Here is a 15,483-nt window from a genome sequence, read left to right on the forward strand (position 1 = left end):
TGTGTCCGCCGTCTTGCGCCGGAAGGGAGTGTGATGTTCGCAAGAGGGCTGGGGGCCGCGGTTTTCTTCGCTGTGCTGGGTCAGGCCGCCGCGGCGGATCAAGCGCCGGTGCGTCTCGCGACTTTTGAGTACCCCCCTTATGCCTTCCAGGCCGGCGCAAGCGCTCAGGGTTTGAGTGCGGATCTCGTCCGTGAAGCCTTCGCGCGGATGGGGCGACGCGTATCGATCGAGTTCTATCCGCTCAATCGTGGTCTGAAGCTGCTCGAAGCCGGGGAAGTCTCCGGTTTCTTCACGATCAAGAAGACGCCTGAGCGCATCGCAAAGTTCGTCTTTCCGCACAAACCGATGATTCGTCAGGATTATGTTTTCTTCATCCGCAAAGGCTCACGGGTCAGCTTCACGGGCAGTTTCGCGGATCTCTCCGCCGCGACGATAGGCGTCGTGATGTCGACTTCCTATGGTCAACGCTTCGATGAGGCGGCGGCGAGGGGCGCTTTCGCGAAGATCGAAGCGGCTGCCTCCTACGAACAAATCTTCAGGATGCTGGTCGGAGAACGGGTCGATGCGGTGATCTGCTCCCGCCTCGTCGGTCTCGAGTTCATCCGGCGCATCGGTGCGACCGGGCGCGTCGAAATCAGCGGTCCGCCGGTCGAAACCACGCTGAGTTATCTGGCTTTCACCGCGAAGAAGGCCGATGCTGCTCTGGCTCCCGCCTTCGACAAGGCGATGGAGGCGATGGAAAGAGATGGCAGCCTGAACCGTATTCTCGAGCTCCACGAGGACCTGATCCGCGGACGCTAGTGCGCTATCCGGGCGCGAAGGAGACCGTCGATGACTGCGGGGTGTCTGCCGGGAGTGCTCTGCGGCGCTTTGCTGGGCCTGTCTGCCGGCGTGTCGGCGCAGACGCCTGTGCGCCTTGCTTCCTTTGAGTACCCGCCTTACATCGTCCAGACCGAGGCGGGCGCCCAGGGGCTCTCCGCCGACCTCGTTCGCGAAGCCTTCGCGCGGATGAGGCGAGGCGTTCTGATCGAGTTCTATCCGTGGAACCGGAGTGTGAAGCTTCTCGAGGCCGATGCGATCGACGGGCTGTTCACGATCAAGAAGACTCCTGAGCGCATGAAGCGGCTCAATTATCCGAACAAGCCGCTGATCCGTCAGGACTATGTGTTCTTCGTCCGCAAGGGCTCCCGAACCCGCTTTGCGGGCGATTTGGCCGATCTCTCCGCCGCGACGATAGGCGTCGTGACCTCGACTTCTTATGGCCAGCGCTTCGATGAGGCGGCGGCGCGAGGGGCGTTCTCGAGAACAGAGTCGGCGAGTTCCTACGAGCTGATTTTCAGGATGCTGGCGGGAGGTCGGGTCGATGCGGTGATCTGCTCGCGCCTCGTCGGGCTCGAATTCGCTCGGCGCATCGGCGCGGACAAACTCATCGAGATCAGCGGTCCGCCCGTCGAGACCGCTCTGAGCTATCTGGTCTTTGCGCCAAAGAATGCCGCTCTGGCTCCCTCCTTTGACAAGGCGATCACGACGATGGAGCGCGACGGCACACTGGAGCGGATTCTCGCGCGCTACGGAGCTCAGCAGAACAAGCCCTAGTCAGGATGTATGCGCTCCCGACTTAGGGCCGACCGATCAGAGCGTCGCGACCGCTACAGGACGGCGCGTTCGGCTACAAACCAGAGCTTCGAGCGCTCGAGGTCTACGAAGCGGTGTTCGTCCTCGAGCACAAGGGCGAGCGCGCGGACGCCTTCGGGGGTTGTCCGCGCGGCGAGGAAGTCTTCGCGGCTGTCCCACCACAGCTCGGCGCAGCCATCGAAATCGGCGGGCTCGGCGTCGCGGCCGGCGCGTATCGCTTCCTGAAGCGCTGGATCGGCCAGCGGAGCATTCTGGATGTAGCGGCGGATCTTCAGGGCATGGCTTTGCGCCTGGATCAGCGGCGCGTGTCGCTCGCGCCAGTGCATGTCGAATTCTTCCGCGCTCAGAGAGGGGAGGCGGCGCACGCAGGTGATCAGTTTGAACATGTCTTCTCCTTGGGGGTTGTCGGGGAGGGAGAAGCGTAAACTCTGACAGTACTGTCAGAGTCAAGCGGGAGTCCTGATGAAGATCGGCCAGGCGGCGCGGGAGAGTGGAGTCACTATCCGGATGCTGCGCTACTACGAGGATCAGGGGTTGATCCATCCCCGGCGCAGCGACGCTCGCTACCGGGAATATGCGCAGGCGGACGTCGAACTCGCCCGCCGCGTCCAGGCCTTGAGCCGCGCCGGCCTGACGCTTGCCGTGATCGCGGCCATCCTGCCCTGCGTGGCTTCATTGCGCGCGGATGCCGCCAAACCCTGTCCAAATCTTCTCTCGGTGCTGCGCCGCAAGCAGCAGGAGCTCGAAGAGCAGATCGCTTTATTCGAGCTTCAGCGCGCTGCGATCGCCGATTACCTGCTTGCCCAGTCCGAGGATGGGGCCGCGCTCAGCAAATCCTCGGCAGCTGACTTCCGCTGAGCATGTCGAGCACCCGGCGGGTGCCCAAAGCGGTCTCGACCGTGACGCCCGGCGCTGCCAGGACCGTGCCGATCCGCGCTGCGTCGCGGCAGTGCGGCTGGGCGCGCAGGCAGGCCAGGGCCGAATCGGCCTGATCGGTGGGCAGGAAGAGCACGAAGCGGCCCTCACAGGCGATCTGCAGAGGGTCCAGCCCCAGTAGTTCGCTCGCCGCGCGCACCGGGGGCGAGATCGGAATGGCCGTTTCCTGCAGCGCGATGCCCTGCCCCGCATCTGAGGCGATCTCGACCAGCGCGCTGGCGAGTCCGCCCCGGGTCAGGTCGCGCAGGCAGTGCAGCTCCAGCCCCGCTTCCAGCAGGCTCAGGACGGCGCGGTGCAGGCAGGCGACATCGCTCTCGATCGAGGTTTCGAAGGCGAGGCCTGTGCGCTGCGCGAGCACCGCGATGCCGTGGCGGCCCGGATCGCCGCTGACGATCACCGCGTCGCCGGCTCTGACCGAGGCGGGGGCCAGTGTCTGCGTGTGCTCAATGACGCCGATTCCCGACGTGTTGATGAAGATCCCGTCGCCCTTGCCGCGCTCGACGACCTTGGTGTCGCCGGTGACGATGGTGACGCCGGCGGCGTCGGCTTCGCCGCGTAACGACGCGAGGATTTCTTCGAGTTCGGCGATCGCAAAGCCTTCTTCGAGCAGCAGCGCGAGCGACAGATAGAGCGGTTTTGCGCCGACCATCGCGAGGTCGTTGACGGTGCCGCAGACGGCCAGGCTGCCGATGTTCCCGCCCGGGAAGAAAGGAGGGGTGACGACGAAGCTGTCGGTCGTGAAAGCGAGGCGCTGCGCCCCGCAGCTCAGCACCGCCGAGTCGGTCTGACCCAGCCCGGCGCCGCCCAGCGCCGGCAGCACGGTGCGCGACAGGAGCTGGTGCATCAGCCGACCGCCGCTGCCGTGCGCGAGCAGCACGCGGTCGGTTCCGGTGACGGGAATCGGGCAGCTGAAGTCCATCGGAGCGTCAGGCGTCGGTCAGCTGTTTGAGCGAATCGGCCACCATCCGGGTGTGCTGCGCAGTTTCCGAAGCGTTGCGGGTCCGCGCCTGGATTTGCGCCGAGCTTCCCCTCAGGGGTATCACCCCGGTTGTGGTCGAAGCCTTCGTTTTTCCGAACCATCTCATCGCGCTCTCCATTTCTATCTGCTTGTTTTGTGGCATAGGCCTTGCCTTGCCCGAGTCGGTGTCCGATGAACGGATCTGATCTGACGACGCAATCAGAATTAACGGTAGTAGAGGGGCTGACTTTATTCAGGGGCTTCTCGCGGCGGATTTAGCGATAGCGCTGAAAGGCGGCGCAGACGCCTTCGGACGAGACCATCGTGGCGCCGAGCGGATGTTCGGGCGTGCAGAGGCGGCCGAAGTGCGGGCAGTCGAGCGGGGATTTGACGCCGCGCAGCAGCTCTGCGGCGATGCAGCCGTGCTCATCGGGCGCCGGCTGTGCCGTAGCCGGGAAGCGCCGCTCGGCGTCGAGGTCCGCATAGTCAGCTGATAGCGCCAGAGCGCTGTCGGCGATCGCGCCCAGCCCCCGCCATTCGCGCGTGGCGATCTGGAACACTTCCTTGAGCATCTTCTGTGCGGCCGGATTGCCCTCGTCGCGGACGACGCGGCGGTAGGCGTTCTCGACGCCGTAGCGACCGGCTTCGAGCGCCTCGACGCAGGCGAGGATGGCCTGCATCAGATCCAGCGCTTCAAAGCCGGCGACGACGATCGGGATGCGCTCGCGCGCGGCGAGGACATGGTATTCGGCGCATCCCATCACCGCGCAGACGTGGCCGGCGGCGAGAAAACCGTCTATCCGGGAGTCGGGCGCAGCGAGCAGCGCGGTGATCGCGGGCGGAACCCTGAACTGGGAGACGAGCAGCGAGAAGTTTTTGACGCCGCGCCGCTTCGCCTGCCAGGCCGCCATCGCGCTGGTCGGCGCGGTGGTCTCGAAGCCGATCGCGAAGAACACGACTTCGCGATCGGGCCTGGCCTCGGCGAGCGCCAGCGCGTCGAGCGGGGAGTAGACGACGTGCAGCTCGGCGCCGCGCGAGCGCGCTTCGAGCAGCGATTCCCGGCTTCCGGGCACGCGCAGCATGTCGCCAAAGGAGCAGAAGATTACGCCCGGGCGAGAGGCGATCCCGATTGCCCGGTCTATCGCCGCAACCGGCGTCACGCAGACCGGACAGCCCGGGCCGTGCAGCAGGCGAAGGCCGGCGGGGAGCAGCGCGTCGAGGCCGTTCCTGATGATCGCATGGGTCTGGCCGCCGCAGATCTCCATGATCGACCAAGGGCGGCTCGTCGCGCGTGCGATCCGCTCCGCACAGCGCAGCACCGGATCGGCCGCCCGGAACTCATCGACGAACTTCATGACTGCGCGTCCATGTCGCGAAAGGCCGCCAGCGTCGCGCGCGCCTCGGCCTCGTCGAGCACGCTGAGCGCGAAGCCGGCGTGGATCAGCACATAGTCGCCGGGCCTGGCTTCCGGAAGGTAGGCGAGGCAGACGCTGCGCCTGACTCCGCCGAAGTCGATCAGGCCTTGCGGATTGGTCGGATCGCTTGCGTCGATAACGATGATCTCACCGGGAATGGCCAGGCACATCAGTGCTCTCCGTCAGAAAAGTCGCGACACCACGCGAAGTGAGCGAAACGCGCCGCGCCGAGCTGTCCGATCGCGATGCCGCCGTCGTTGCAGGGCACGGTCTGTCCCCAGTGCGGGCGGAATCCGGCCTCACGCAGCGCCGCGACGCACAGGCGAAGCAGCAGCCGGTTCTGGAAACAGCCGCCGGAGAGCGCGACATCGGACAGAGCCTCGCGTTCGGCGATCGCGACCGAGAGTCTGGCCAGCGCTTCGTGGAAGGCCAGGGCCAGAGCCTTGACCGGGAAGCCCTGCCTTTGCGCCGCGAGCAGCGCTTCGAGCAAGGGCTTCCAGACGATCGCCCCGCCCTCGACTTCGAAGGCGAGAGGGGGGCCGATCAGGCCTTCGCGCTCGGCCGCTTCGGCTGCGGACTGCAGCGCCATCGCCGCATCGCCTTCATAGCGGCTGATAACGGACAGGCCCAGCAGAGCCGAGACCGCGTCGAAGAGCCGGCCCATGCTGTGGCAGCCCGGGCTGTTGATCCCTCTCTCCAGCATCGTTGTCAGCACCGTCAGCTCGGCTTCTGCGAAGAGCCGGTCCACAGGCGGGTTCCGGAAGGCCGCGCTGGCACCGGCCGCGAACAGCAGGCCCAGAGCAGCGCGGCGCGGCTCCCTCTGTGCGGCCTCCCCTCCGGGAAGGGGAAAGGGCGCGAGGCTCGCGCAGCGCCGGCATTCCTCTTTCGTGACGCGGAAGGCTTCGCTTCCTCTGAGGCTCTGGTTCTCGCCCAGACCCATCCCGTCCCAGGCGAGGCCCAGAACGGGCAAAGCCAGATCGTGCTCGGCGATCACCGCGTGGACGTGGGCGACGTGGTGCCAGATCGCGGCCAGGGGAAGCTTTTCCCTTTGCGCGAGGGCGAAGCCGAAGACGCTGCTCGCGTAGTCGGGGTGGGCATCGATCAGGATACGGCGGGGCGGACAGCGATAGAGGCGGCAGAGGTTTTCGGGCGCTGCGGCGAAAGCGGAGCGAACCCCGGCGTGTTCGAGCTCGCCGATGTGCGGGCCGGACAGCGCGAGCCGCCCCAGGCCCAGCGCGATGCAGCTCTTTTGCTGGGCGCCCAGCGCGAGATCGCCGGACTCCGTCGCTAGGGCGAGGCCTTGCGGCACATAGCCGCGGGCGCGGCGCAGGATCTGGGGCTGGGCGGCGGCGATCTGGGTCACCGAGTCGTCGAGCCGGTTTTCGATGCGGCGGTTGTGGACGAGGAAGAGATCGGCGATACCGGCGAGCTCGGCGAGAGCCGCCTCTTCGTCGAGGGCGATCGGCTCGCCGGCGCGGTTGCCGCTCGTGACGACGAGCGGGGCGCCGAAGTCGGCGGCGATCAGCGCGTGCAGGCCGCTCGCCGGCAGCATGACCCCGAGGCGGGAGCAGCCCGGGGCGATCGCGTCGGGCAGCGCGCCGGGGCGGGACGCGATCAGCACGATCGGGGCGGCGGGGCTTTCGAGCAGCGCGATCTCGTCGGCGTCGGGCGTGCAGAGGGCGTGCAGCGCCGCCAGATCGCCGACCATCACCGCTAAGGGTTTCGCAGGCCTCGCCTTGCGCGCTCTGAGCTTCGCGATCGCGGCCTCGCCGCGGGCGTCGACGAGGAGCTGAAAGCCGCCGACCCCCTTCAGCGCGAGGATTTCGCCGCACGCGAGATGGGCGAGCGCGCCGGTGAGCGCCGCCTCGCCCCGCGCGAACGCGCTGCCGTCTGCGCCGAGCAGCGCGAGCTGCGGCCCGCAGGTGGGACAGGAAATCGTCTGCGCGTCAAAGCGGCGATCGGCGCTGTTTGCATATTCGCGCGCGCAGTCGGCGCAGAGCGGGAAATCGGCGAGGCTCGTGCGCTCGCGGTCGAAGGGCAGAGCACTTGTGATCGAGGCGCGCGGTCCGCATTCGGCGCAGCTGATGAAGGGGTAGCGATAGCGCCGGCTCGCGGGGTTGTCCAGCTCGGCGAGGCAGGCGGGGCAGGGCGCGCGATCGGGCAGCAGAACCGGAGCGGCTTTGTCGTCGGCGAGGCTGGGCGCGATCGCGAAGCCTGAGCCGCCGCGCGGCGGGACGGGGCAGGCGAGGATGCGGGCTATGCGGGCCGCCGCCGGAGGGTTCTGATCCAGCGCCTCGCGAAAGCGTGCGAGCGCGTCGGGCCGACCTTCGATCTCGATCAGCACATCGGCGGCACGATTGGCGACCCAGCCAGTGAGATTGAACCCCATTGCGGTGCGCGCGACGAAGGGGCGAAAGCCGACCCCTTGAACCGTTCCGGTCACTTCCAGGCGCAGACGCTGGCGGATCGTGTCACGCCCGTTCATCCGGGCTGCTCGGTGAAAAACGGGAACCGTTCTTGCTGGAACATGGCTTTTCCGCGGAATCGACAGACAGATGCCACTCTACGACTTCCACTGTCCGGTTTGCGACCGGATCTTCGAGCTTCTCGTGAGCCAATCCTCCGCGCCGGGCTGTCCGGTCTGCGCCGGCGCGCTGACGCGCCAGATCGCGCGCCCTTCGCTCGCCGGCAAAAGCGCAAAGCTGATCGCGCGCGCACGCGCCCAGGCCGGGCGGGAAGGGCATTTCAGCCATTACCCGGCGAGCGAGCGCGCGAAGCTGAAAACTTGAGCGCGGGCAAGGGGAGGGCAAGTGCGCGGGCGGGCGCGCTCTGGCTGTCTAGAATGCCTTGAGCGGCCTCGTTTTCGGGACTGCGCTTCCCGCGATCGGAGGGCTTCGATGTCCAGCGAGGCAGGTCTGGAACGGGTTCTGACCCGGATCTCGGCACGCTACCGGGACGAGCCCCTGCTTTTGCTGCAGATGCTCAGGGCCGTTCAGGCCTCGTATTCGTGCGTCCCGCACGAGGCGATCCGCTTCTTCGCGAGCCATCTGAAGCTGCCGCTGAGCCAGGTGCTGGGCGTCGTCGAGTTCTACAGCTTTCTGCACCGCTCGCCGCGCGGGCGCTACGACCTCTATTTCAGCGACAACATCACCGACAGGATGCTGGGCAGCCGGGCGCTGGCGGCCCAGCTCTGTGCGCGCCTGGGGGTCGAGCCCGGCGAGCCGCGTGCGGATGGGCAGGTCACGGTCGCCTTCACGTCCTGTACCGGGATGTGCGACCAGGGGCCGGCTGCCCTGGTCAACGGGCTCGCGCTGACGCGGCTGGATCCCGCGCGCATCGACGAGCTGGCCGAACTCGTCGAGGCCGGTATCGCGCTCGAAGCCTGGCCGCGCGAATGGTTTTCGGTGCACGACAACATCCGCCGGCCCGGTGCGATCTTCACGACGAGCTTTGCCGAAGGCGAGGCGCTGGCGGCGGCGCGCGCGCTGGGGCCGGAGGCGGTGCTCGCCGAGCTCGAAGTCTCGGGGCTGCGCGGCCGCGGCGGAGCAGGTTTTCGGACCGCGCAGAAGTGGCGCTTCTGCCGCGAATCCGAAGGCGATGCGCGCTACATCGTCTGCAATGCCGACGAGGGCGAACCGGGAACGTTCAAGGACAGGGTTCTGCTGACCCGGCTGCCCGATGCACTGTTCGAAGGCATGACGATCGCCGGTCTCGCGGTCGGCGCCCACCGGGGGCTGCTCTATCTGCGCGCCGAATACGAATACCTGAGGCCGCTGCTCGAAGCCGTTCTGGTGCGCCGCCGCGATGCGGGTCTGCTGGGCGCAGACGCGCTGGGGACGGGCGAGGGTTTCGACATCGCGATCCACATGGGGGCCGGCGCCTATATCTGCGGCGAGGAGTCCGCGTTGATCGAATCGCTCGAAGGCAAGAGGGGGCAGGCGCGGGTCAGGCCTCCCTTCCCGGTCAAGCGCGGCTATGTGCAGAAGCCGACCGTCGTCAACAACGTCCAGACTTTCATCCAGGCCGCCCAGATCGCGTTGCGCGGTGGAGCCTGGTTCGCGGCCCAGGGCACCGAGAAATCCCCGGGCAGCGTCGTGCTGTCGGTGTCGGGCGATGTCGCGCGGCGCGGCATCCACGAATATCCGTTCGGGGTCACGCTCGGCGAGGTGCTTGCCGGCTGCGGCGCCTATGCGGTCAAGGCGGTCCAGGTCGGCGGGCCTTCCGGCCATCTGGTCGGACCGGCCGATTTCCGGCGGCGGATCGCGTTCGAGGATCTGGCGACGACGGGGTCCTTGATGGTCTTCGATACGAGTCGGGACATCGTTGCGGTCGTGCAGAACTTCATCCACTTTTTCGAGCACGAGTCCTGCGGATTCTGCACGCCGTGCCGGGTCGGCACGACGATGCTCAGGCGCCTCGTCGACCGGGTCGCCGCGGGGCAGGCGAGCGAAGCAGACCTCGCCGAGATCGTCGCGACTTCGCTCGTCACGCGCAGCGCGAGCCACTGCGGTCTGGGGCAGAGCGCTCCGCTGTCATTGCTCGACGCGCTGCAGCGCTTCCGGGCCGACTTCGACACGAAGCTCTCCGGGCAGGGGAGCGATCCCGGTTTCGATCTCGATGGTGCGCTGGCCGAGACCCGGGCCTTGCGGGAGGCTTGGCATGGCTGACGAAAAGCGCTTCTGTTTCGACGGGCAATGGCTGGCGTTTGCGCCCGGCCAGACCGTGATCCAGGCGGCCGAGGCGGCGGGGCTCTACATTCCCCATCTGTGCTATCACCCGGATCTGCCGCCTCACGGCTCCTGCAAGCTCTGCTCGGTCAAGGCCAATGGCCGGATCACGTCGGCCTGTTACGAGCCGGTCAGCGAAGGGATGATCGTCGAGAGCGAGACCGGCGAGATCACCGCGCTGCGCCGCCGCGTCATCCAGATGCTGTTCGCCGAGGGCAACCACTACTGCCCGTTCTGCGAGAAGAGCGGCAACTGCCAGCTCCAGGCGCTCGCCTATCACCTGGGCATGGAGGATGTGCACTATCCGCAGCTCTATCCGCGCCGCGAACTCGACGCCTCCCATCCCGATGTGCTGATCGATCACGATCGCTGCATCCTCTGCGAGCTGTGCGTGCGAGCGAGCCGCGATCTCGATCACAAGAGCCTCTTCGGCATCGCCGGCCGGGGACTCAGCGCCCATCTTCGCGTGAACAGCGCGAGCGGGCGCCTGGGCGACACGGACTTCGCGGCCAGCGATCGCGCCGCCAGCATCTGCCCTTGCGGTGCGATCCTGCCGCGCCGCAAGGCATTCATGACCCCGATCGGCGAGCGGCGTTTCGATGACCAGGACATCGCCGACGCTGGGCAGGGAGGCAAGAGCGATGACTGAGCGCACCGCCTCGCGGATCAAGATGGCGACCTGCTCTCTGGCGGGTTGCTTCGGCTGCCACATGTCGCTGCTCGACATCGACGAGCTGTTGCTCGCCCTCGCCGAGCGGATCGAGTTCGACCGCGGCCCGCTGACCGACCTCAAGCACTGCTCGGAGCACGTCGATGTCGGACTTGTCGAAGGCGGGATCGCCAATGCTGACAACGTCGAAGTGCTGCGCGAGTTCCGGGCTCGCTGCGCCTGTCTGGTCGCGGTCGGCGCCTGCGCGATCACCGGCGGCGTGCCGTCCTTGCGCAACCGTTTCACGGTCTCCGAGTGTCTGCGCGAAGCCTATGTCGATGGACTCGGCGTCGTGAAGCCCGGCATCCCCTCCGATCCCGAGCTGCCCCTGCTGCTCGACAAGCTCAGGCCCATCCATGAAGTCGTCAGAGTCGATTATGTGCTGCCCGGCTGCCCGCCTCCGGCCGCCGCTTTCCGTGAGCTGATCACCGCGTTGCTCGAAGGGCGGGAGCCGGTTCTGCCCCGCGAGCTTCGCCGTTTCGATTGAAGCGCCATGTCCGAAGATCTGGAAAATTCGCATCAGCAAGGGCTCAGGCGGGTCGTCATCGATCCGCTCAGCCGCGTCGAGGGGCACGGCAAGGTGACCCTGCTGCTCGACGACGCGGGGCGGGTGCGCCAGGCGCGGCTCGCCATCGTCGAATTCCGTGGTTTCGAGAAGTTCATCCAGGGCAGACCCTTCTGGGAAGTGCCGGTGCTGGTGCAGAGGCTGTGCGGAATCTGCCCGGTCAGCCATCTGCTCGCGGCTTCAAAGGCCTGCGATTTCTTCGTGCTCGGCGCCGCTTCGGTGACGCCGACCGCGGGCAAGCTGCGCCGGCTGCTGCATTTCGCTCAGGTGCTGCAGTCGCACGCGTTGCACTTCTTCTACCTCGCCTCCGCCGACCTGCTCTTCGGTTTCGACGATGCCGTCGCGCACCGCAACATCGCCGGCGTGATCGCCGACCACCCCGACATCGCGCTGATGGGGGTCAAGCTGCGCCAGTACGGCCAGGAAGTGATACGCACGCTGACCGGCAAGCGGGTGCATGGCACGGGTTCGCTGCCGGGCGGCTTCAACAAGGCCTTGAGCGGGGCCGAACGCGATGCGCTGCAATGCGACATCGGTCAGGTGATTGCCTCGGCGGGCAAGGGCGTCGCTATCGCGCGCGCGCTCTTCGAGGCCGGCGAGCGCGAGCATCCCGATTTCGCGGCTGCGCCCTCGCTCTTTGTATCGCTCGTCGCTCCTGACGGAGCGCTGGAGCTCTACGACGGAGGCCTTCGCGTCAAGGACAGGGAAGGCGTAGTGCTGCTCGATCACTTCGACGCCCACCGTTACGCTGAACTGATCCGCGAAGAGGTCAAGAGCTGGAGCTATATGAAGTTTCCCTTCCTCGCGTCGCTGGGCGCGCGGGAGGGCTGGTACCGGGTCGGGCCTCTGGCCCGGATCAACAACTGCGACTTCATCGCGACGCCTCTGGCCGAAGCGGCGCGCCGGGAGTTTATCGCCTCCGGTGGCGGGCGACCGGTGCAGGCGACGCTCGCCTATCACTGGGCGAGGATGGTGGAGCTGCTCCACTGCGCCGAGGCCATTGAACGACTGCTCGCCGATCCCGAGCTGCTGGGCACGGACCTGCTGGCCGGAGGAGAGGGGCTGCGCGAAGGCATAGGCGTCATCGAGGCGCCGCGCGGCACGCTTTTCCACCACTACCGGATCGGCGCGGACGATCTCGTCACGATGGCCAACCTGATCGTCTCGACGACCCAGAACAACCAGGCGATGAACGAATCGGTGCGCGCGGTCGCCGCCCGCTACTTCGACGGCCGCGAAGTCAGCGAAGGCCTGCTGAACCGGATCGAAGTCGCGGTCCGGGCCTACGACCCCTGTCTGTCCTGCGCGACGCACGCGATCGGTAGCATGCCGCTCATCGTCGAAACGCTCGCGCCCGACGGCGCCCTGCTCAGCCGCCTGGCTCGCCATGGCGACGGGACCGTGGAGGCGGGATGAGCCAGAAAGCGCCTATCCTGGTTCTCGCCTATGGCAACCTGAGCCGCGGTGACGATGCGGTCGGGCCTTTGCTCGCGGCGCGGCTCGAAGCCTGGCTCGCCGGGTTCAACGAAGAGCGGATCGAGGTTCTGAGCGATTTTCAGCTCAACATCGAACACGTCTTCGATCTGGTCGATCGGCGCAGAGTCCTGCTGATCGATGCGCGCACAGGCGGCAGTCAGGGCTTCTCGTGCGAGCGCGTGAGCCCCGTCGCCGATGTGCGCTTTTCGACTCATGCGCTCTCGCCCTCCGGTCTGCTCGAAATCTACCGCCGGCTGCGCTGGGTCGATCCGCCGCCGTTGGAGCTGCTGTCGATTCCGGCGAGGAGTTTCGAACTCGGTGAGCCCGTGCATCCGGCCACTGCCGAGCAGATGGAAGAGGCCTGGGATTTCCTGAAGAGCTGGTGCGGCGCGGCGCTGGCCGAGGAGCAGGAAAAAGAACAGGACGGGGAGAGCTGTCGTGCATGAATTCTCGCTGGCCGTCGAGATCGCGCAGATCGTCGAGGACAAGGCTGCGGAAGCGGATCTCGCGAGCGTGTCGGGGCTGACGCTGGCGCTCGGTTCGCTCGCGATCGTCGATCGCGACGCCTTGCTCTTCGCGCTCGAAGGCGCGTTGCGCGGCGGGGTCGCGGACGGCGCTGATGTCGCGATTGAAGGGATCGCAGCCTTCGCCCGCTGCCCCGCCTGCGGCGAGGAACAGCCGATCGCCGAGCGCTTCGCTCCGTGTCTGCGCTGCGGCGCTTACGGGCTCAAGGTGATTGCGGGCACTGAGCTCAAGCTCAAGAGCATCGAAGGCCTCTGTCGCGGGGAGTGATCATGTGCGAGAGCTGTGGTTGTGAAAACCCCTACCGTCCGCCGCGCCGCGTGCGCAGCGTCAGCGTCGAGGAGGATGTGCTGGGCCGCAATGCGGCAATCGCGCAGCGCAACCGTGATCGCCTCGCCGCTGCCCGGATTCTGGCGTTGAACTTCGTGTCCAGTCCCGGTTCGGGCAAGACCAGCCTGCTTGTCGAAACGATCAAGCGCCTCGGCATCGAAGAACCGGTTGCGGTCATCGAAGGCGACCAGCAGACCCGCTTCGACGCCGACCGGATCGCCACGACCGGAGCGCCGGCCATCCAGATCAACACCGGCAAGGGCTGCCACCTCGACGCGCAGCAGATCGCGCAGGCGCTCGATGAGCTCGACCTGCACGGGCCGGGCTTGCTGCTGATCGAGAACGTCGGCAACCTTATCTGCCCGGCCGGCTTCGACCTCGGTGAGGCGCACAAGATCGTCGTGCTGTCGGTCACCGAAGGCGAGGACAAGCCGCTCAAATACCCGGACATGTTCGCCGCCTCCGACGTGATGCTGCTCAACAAGGTGGATCTGTTGCCGCATCTCGATTTTGATGTTGCGCGCTGCTGCGACTACGCGCGGCGTATCAATCCCGAAATCCTGATCTTCCCGGTCTCGGCGACGACCGGGGAGGGGATGGAAGCCTGGTTCGCGTGGCTTACCGCTCGGCGATCGGCCGGGTGATTTCAGGCGCCTCTCGTCCAGCTCAGCTCCGTTGAGAGAGGATAACCGTCCTCGACGGGGCCGCCGCTGATGCTGCCCGGCCTGACCTGCAGCACGAGAAAGCTCAGCGCTTCACTGCCGGTGTTGCGCCAGGCGCGCGCGCCTTCGGGCGCGACGCGCACGGCCGAGCCTTCGCTGACCGGGAAGATTTCACCATCGACCTGAAACTCGCCTTCGCCGCCGGTGAAGAGGTAGATCTCCTCGTGTTCGCGGTGGGCGTGCAGGAAAGGCATTGCCGCGCCCGGGGGAAGGCAATTCCACGAGATCTCGGCTCCGGTCGCGTTCAGCGCTTCGCGCAGAAAGACCTTGCCGGGGGCCGACTGGCCGGACGGAGCTTCGAATCGGCAGGCTACGAGAGCGGACTGTGGGCCAAGATCGACGGCGGTGAACCGGGAGCCTGTGCGTTGAGGGTGTGCCTTGTTCATTTCTTCTCCTTGGGATGGGCGGCCGGACGGCCGTCCTTGTCGGGAGAAGAGCTTAGGTCTTCGCGGCCGGGGTTCGAAGTGGCAATATCGACATCTTTGATGCTGATGTCGCCAGATCATGAAGAAGATCGCATTGCTGTTGCCGGACCAGTTCTTCGCGAGCAGCGTCACGGCTCTGGTCGATCTGTTGCACATAACGAACGGGTGCTGGGGGCGGGACAAGCCGCCGCTCTTCTGCTGGCAACTGCTCAGCGCGACGGGCGATGCGGTGATCTCTTCGAGCGGATTGAAGTTCGCGGTGGAGGGGGACTTTTCGCGTGCTGCCGACGCCGATGTGATCTATCTGCCGGGGGTCGGCTACCGGGACCTGGCGGAATATGAGCGTCGCCTCTCGTCCGGATCCGGGCTGTGCGCGCGGATCCTTGCCTGGCAGCGGGAAGGCCGGCTTCTCGCCGGTAACTGCACCGGAGTTGCCTGGCTGGCCCAGAGCGGCGTGCTGAACGGGGAGGAGGCGACGGTCAGCTGGTGGCTCTCGGACTGGTTCCGCCGCCGCTATCCCGCTGTGAAGCTGCGCGCCCATGCGGTGCTCGTCGAGGCGGGAAATCTTCTGACCAGCGGCGCGGCCACTTCCCATCACAATCTGGGGCTGAGACTGGTCGAGCGTTTCGCCGGTGCCGATCTGGCGATGATGTGCGCGCGGCTGATGCTGGTCGATATCCGGCGCGAATCCCAGGCGCCTTATGCGAACTTTCAGCAGTACTTCGGCCACGGCGATGCGCTCATCGCGCGCAGCCAGCAGTGGCTGCAACAGAGGCTCGCCGAGCCTTTCCGCCTCGACGAGCTGGCTCGCGCGGTCGGCGCCAGCGAGCGCACCCTGATCCGGCGCTTTCGCGTTGCGCTCGGCGATACGCCTCTGCACTACCTGCAGCAATTGCGCCTGCATGCGGCTCGCCGCCTGCTCGAGACCACTTCGCTGGGGCTCGAGCAGATCGTCGCTGAGGTGGGCTATTCCGACGTCAGCACTTTTCGCCGGCTGTTCAAGCGGGAGCTTGCCTGCACGCCCGGCGAATACCGGCGCGCGGGGAAGTGAGACGCGCAAATG

Annotated in this window: 18 protein-coding genes; 12 read left to right on the forward strand and 6 right to left on the reverse strand. The window is 66.8% G+C overall.

Annotated elements, in window-relative coordinates; all coding sequences use genetic code 11:
• The first annotated feature begins 33 nt into the window (after nt 1-33).
• Nucleotides 34-801, forward strand: a complete 768-nt coding sequence (locus ACHFB9_RS07100) for a substrate-binding periplasmic protein (protein ID WP_417070614.1) — start codon at nt 34-36, stop codon at nt 799-801.
• Between the two features lie 30 nt (nt 802-831).
• Nucleotides 832-1,596 (forward strand): substrate-binding periplasmic protein, encoded by a 765-nt coding sequence (locus ACHFB9_RS07105; RefSeq protein WP_417070616.1) that lies wholly within the window; start codon nt 832-834, stop codon nt 1,594-1,596.
• A 53-nt stretch (nt 1,597-1,649) separates the two neighbouring features.
• Here ACHFB9_RS07105 and ACHFB9_RS07110 read toward each other — a convergent pair whose 3' ends face one another.
• A complete protein-coding gene (locus ACHFB9_RS07110) occupies nt 1,650-2,021 on the reverse strand; it encodes an EthD domain-containing protein (protein WP_417070618.1) in 372 nt (123 codons plus the stop codon).
• Between the two features lie 76 nt (nt 2,022-2,097).
• Between ACHFB9_RS07110 and ACHFB9_RS07115 the strand changes: the two genes are divergently transcribed.
• Nucleotides 2,098-2,493, forward strand: coding sequence for a MerR family transcriptional regulator (locus ACHFB9_RS07115; RefSeq protein WP_417070620.1), 396 nt, complete (start codon nt 2,098-2,100; stop codon nt 2,491-2,493).
• Here the strand turns inward: ACHFB9_RS07115 and hypE are convergent.
• The 4 genes from hypE to hypF all read right to left on the reverse strand — a co-directional run bounded on the left by hypE (nt 2,462) and on the right by hypF (nt 7,429).
• Complete coding sequence (hypE, locus tag ACHFB9_RS07120; RefSeq protein ID WP_417070622.1) at nt 2,462-3,490, reverse strand: hydrogenase expression/formation protein HypE; 1,029 nt, start codon at nt 3,488-3,490, stop codon at nt 2,462-2,464. The two genes, ACHFB9_RS07115 and hypE, sit on opposite strands and share 32 nt — an antisense overlap.
• 314 nt (nt 3,491-3,804) lie before the next feature.
• Nucleotides 3,805-4,884 carry a hydrogenase formation protein HypD gene (hypD, locus tag ACHFB9_RS07125; protein ID WP_417070624.1) on the reverse strand — a complete coding sequence of 360 codons (1,080 nt, stop codon included), beginning with the start codon at nt 4,882-4,884 and terminating at the stop codon, nt 3,805-3,807.
• Nucleotides 4,881-5,114 (reverse strand): HypC/HybG/HupF family hydrogenase formation chaperone, encoded by a 234-nt coding sequence (locus tag ACHFB9_RS07130; RefSeq protein ID WP_417070626.1) that lies wholly within the window; start codon nt 5,112-5,114, stop codon nt 4,881-4,883. Before ACHFB9_RS07130 ends, hypD begins: the two co-directional genes overlap by 4 nt.
• Nucleotides 5,114-7,429, reverse strand: a complete 2,316-nt coding sequence (gene hypF, locus ACHFB9_RS07135; RefSeq protein WP_417070628.1) for a carbamoyltransferase HypF — start codon at nt 7,427-7,429, stop codon at nt 5,114-5,116. Before hypF ends, ACHFB9_RS07130 begins: the two co-directional genes overlap by 1 nt.
• A 70-nt stretch (nt 7,430-7,499) precedes the next feature.
• Between hypF and ACHFB9_RS07140 the strand changes: the two genes are divergently transcribed.
• From ACHFB9_RS07140 to hypB, 8 genes are all read left to right on the forward strand, one after another.
• Nucleotides 7,500-7,733, forward strand: coding sequence for a zinc ribbon domain-containing protein (locus ACHFB9_RS07140; protein ID WP_417070629.1), 234 nt, complete (start codon nt 7,500-7,502; stop codon nt 7,731-7,733).
• A gap of 108 nt (nt 7,734-7,841) precedes the next feature.
• Nucleotides 7,842-9,611, forward strand: coding sequence for an NAD(P)H-dependent oxidoreductase subunit E (locus ACHFB9_RS07145; RefSeq protein ID WP_417070631.1), 1,770 nt, complete (start codon nt 7,842-7,844; stop codon nt 9,609-9,611).
• Nucleotides 9,604-10,320: a 2Fe-2S iron-sulfur cluster-binding protein gene (locus tag ACHFB9_RS07150; protein ID WP_417070633.1), complete on the forward strand. Its 717-nt coding sequence runs from the start codon at nt 9,604-9,606 to the stop codon at nt 10,318-10,320. The genes ACHFB9_RS07145 and ACHFB9_RS07150 overlap by 8 nt, the downstream gene beginning before the upstream one ends.
• Nucleotides 10,313-10,867 (forward strand): NADP oxidoreductase, encoded by a 555-nt coding sequence (locus ACHFB9_RS07155; protein WP_417070635.1) that lies wholly within the window; start codon nt 10,313-10,315, stop codon nt 10,865-10,867. The genes ACHFB9_RS07150 and ACHFB9_RS07155 overlap by 8 nt, the downstream gene beginning before the upstream one ends.
• A gap of 6 nt (nt 10,868-10,873) precedes the next feature.
• The gene (locus ACHFB9_RS07160; protein ID WP_417070636.1) at nt 10,874-12,361 is read left to right on the forward strand and encodes a Ni/Fe hydrogenase subunit alpha; all 1,488 of its coding nucleotides are present in this window, start codon (nt 10,874-10,876) and stop codon (nt 12,359-12,361) included.
• A complete protein-coding gene (locus tag ACHFB9_RS07165; RefSeq protein ID WP_417070638.1) occupies nt 12,358-12,867 on the forward strand; it encodes a hydrogenase maturation protease in 510 nt (169 codons plus the stop codon). The genes ACHFB9_RS07160 and ACHFB9_RS07165 overlap by 4 nt, the downstream gene beginning before the upstream one ends.
• The gene (locus tag ACHFB9_RS07170) at nt 12,860-13,213 is read left to right on the forward strand and encodes a hydrogenase maturation nickel metallochaperone HypA (protein ID WP_417070640.1); all 354 of its coding nucleotides are present in this window, start codon (nt 12,860-12,862) and stop codon (nt 13,211-13,213) included. The genes ACHFB9_RS07165 and ACHFB9_RS07170 overlap by 8 nt, the downstream gene beginning before the upstream one ends.
• A gap of 2 nt (nt 13,214-13,215) precedes the next feature.
• On the forward strand, nt 13,216-13,917 hold the full coding sequence (gene hypB, locus ACHFB9_RS07175) for a hydrogenase nickel incorporation protein HypB (RefSeq protein ID WP_417070641.1): 702 nt from the start codon (nt 13,216-13,218) through the stop codon (nt 13,915-13,917).
• A 2-nt stretch (nt 13,918-13,919) separates the two neighbouring features.
• Here the strand turns inward: hypB and ACHFB9_RS07180 are convergent, their stop codons facing one another.
• Nucleotides 13,920-14,381 carry a cupin domain-containing protein gene (locus tag ACHFB9_RS07180; RefSeq protein ID WP_417070644.1) on the reverse strand — a complete coding sequence of 154 codons (462 nt, stop codon included), beginning with the start codon at nt 14,379-14,381 and terminating at the stop codon, nt 13,920-13,922.
• Between the two features lie 118 nt (nt 14,382-14,499).
• Between ACHFB9_RS07180 and ACHFB9_RS07185 the strand changes: the two genes are divergently transcribed.
• The gene (locus ACHFB9_RS07185; RefSeq protein ID WP_417070646.1) at nt 14,500-15,471 is read left to right on the forward strand and encodes a GlxA family transcriptional regulator; all 972 of its coding nucleotides are present in this window, start codon (nt 14,500-14,502) and stop codon (nt 15,469-15,471) included.
• The last annotated feature ends 12 nt before the right edge of the window (nt 15,472-15,483 follow it).

It is taken from the genome of Niveibacterium terrae, assembly GCF_048213115.1.
Classification (GTDB): domain Bacteria; phylum Pseudomonadota; class Gammaproteobacteria; order Burkholderiales; family Rhodocyclaceae; genus Niveibacterium; species Niveibacterium terrae.

What these genes read in the sequence shown, in the direction of transcription:
- ACHFB9_RS07140 (WP_417070629.1), top strand. Translation starts at nt 7,500, where the DNA reads ATGCCACTCTACGACTTCCACTGTCCGGTTTGCGACCGGATCTTCGAG.
- hypD (WP_417070624.1), bottom strand. Translation starts at nt 4,884, where the DNA reads ATGAAGTTCGTCGATGAGTTCCGGGCGGCCGATCCGGTGCTGCGCTGT.
- ACHFB9_RS07155 (WP_417070635.1), top strand. Translation starts at nt 10,313, where the DNA reads ATGACTGAGCGCACCGCCTCGCGGATCAAGATGGCGACCTGCTCTCTG.
- ACHFB9_RS07185 (WP_417070646.1), top strand. Translation starts at nt 14,500, where the DNA reads ATGAAGAAGATCGCATTGCTGTTGCCGGACCAGTTCTTCGCGAGCAGC.
- hypE (WP_417070622.1), bottom strand. Translation starts at nt 3,490, where the DNA reads ATGGACTTCAGCTGCCCGATTCCCGTCACCGGAACCGACCGCGTGCTG.
- hypF (WP_417070628.1), bottom strand. Translation starts at nt 7,429, where the DNA reads ATGAACGGGCGTGACACGATCCGCCAGCGTCTGCGCCTGGAAGTGACC.
- ACHFB9_RS07100 (WP_417070614.1), top strand. Translation starts at nt 34, where the DNA reads ATGTTCGCAAGAGGGCTGGGGGCCGCGGTTTTCTTCGCTGTGCTGGGT.
- ACHFB9_RS07110 (WP_417070618.1), bottom strand. Translation starts at nt 2,021, where the DNA reads ATGTTCAAACTGATCACCTGCGTGCGCCGCCTCCCCTCTCTGAGCGCG.
- ACHFB9_RS07180 (WP_417070644.1), bottom strand. Translation starts at nt 14,381, where the DNA reads ATGAACAAGGCACACCCTCAACGCACAGGCTCCCGGTTCACCGCCGTC.
- ACHFB9_RS07130 (WP_417070626.1), bottom strand. Translation starts at nt 5,114, where the DNA reads ATGTGCCTGGCCATTCCCGGTGAGATCATCGTTATCGACGCAAGCGAT.
- ACHFB9_RS07165 (WP_417070638.1), top strand. Translation starts at nt 12,358, where the DNA reads ATGAGCCAGAAAGCGCCTATCCTGGTTCTCGCCTATGGCAACCTGAGC.
- ACHFB9_RS07145 (WP_417070631.1), top strand. Translation starts at nt 7,842, where the DNA reads ATGTCCAGCGAGGCAGGTCTGGAACGGGTTCTGACCCGGATCTCGGCA.
- ACHFB9_RS07115 (WP_417070620.1), top strand. Translation starts at nt 2,098, where the DNA reads ATGAAGATCGGCCAGGCGGCGCGGGAGAGTGGAGTCACTATCCGGATG.
- ACHFB9_RS07160 (WP_417070636.1), top strand. Translation starts at nt 10,874, where the DNA reads ATGTCCGAAGATCTGGAAAATTCGCATCAGCAAGGGCTCAGGCGGGTC.
- ACHFB9_RS07150 (WP_417070633.1), top strand. Translation starts at nt 9,604, where the DNA reads ATGGCTGACGAAAAGCGCTTCTGTTTCGACGGGCAATGGCTGGCGTTT.
- hypB (WP_417070641.1), top strand. Translation starts at nt 13,216, where the DNA reads ATGTGCGAGAGCTGTGGTTGTGAAAACCCCTACCGTCCGCCGCGCCGC.
- ACHFB9_RS07105 (WP_417070616.1), top strand. Translation starts at nt 832, where the DNA reads ATGACTGCGGGGTGTCTGCCGGGAGTGCTCTGCGGCGCTTTGCTGGGC.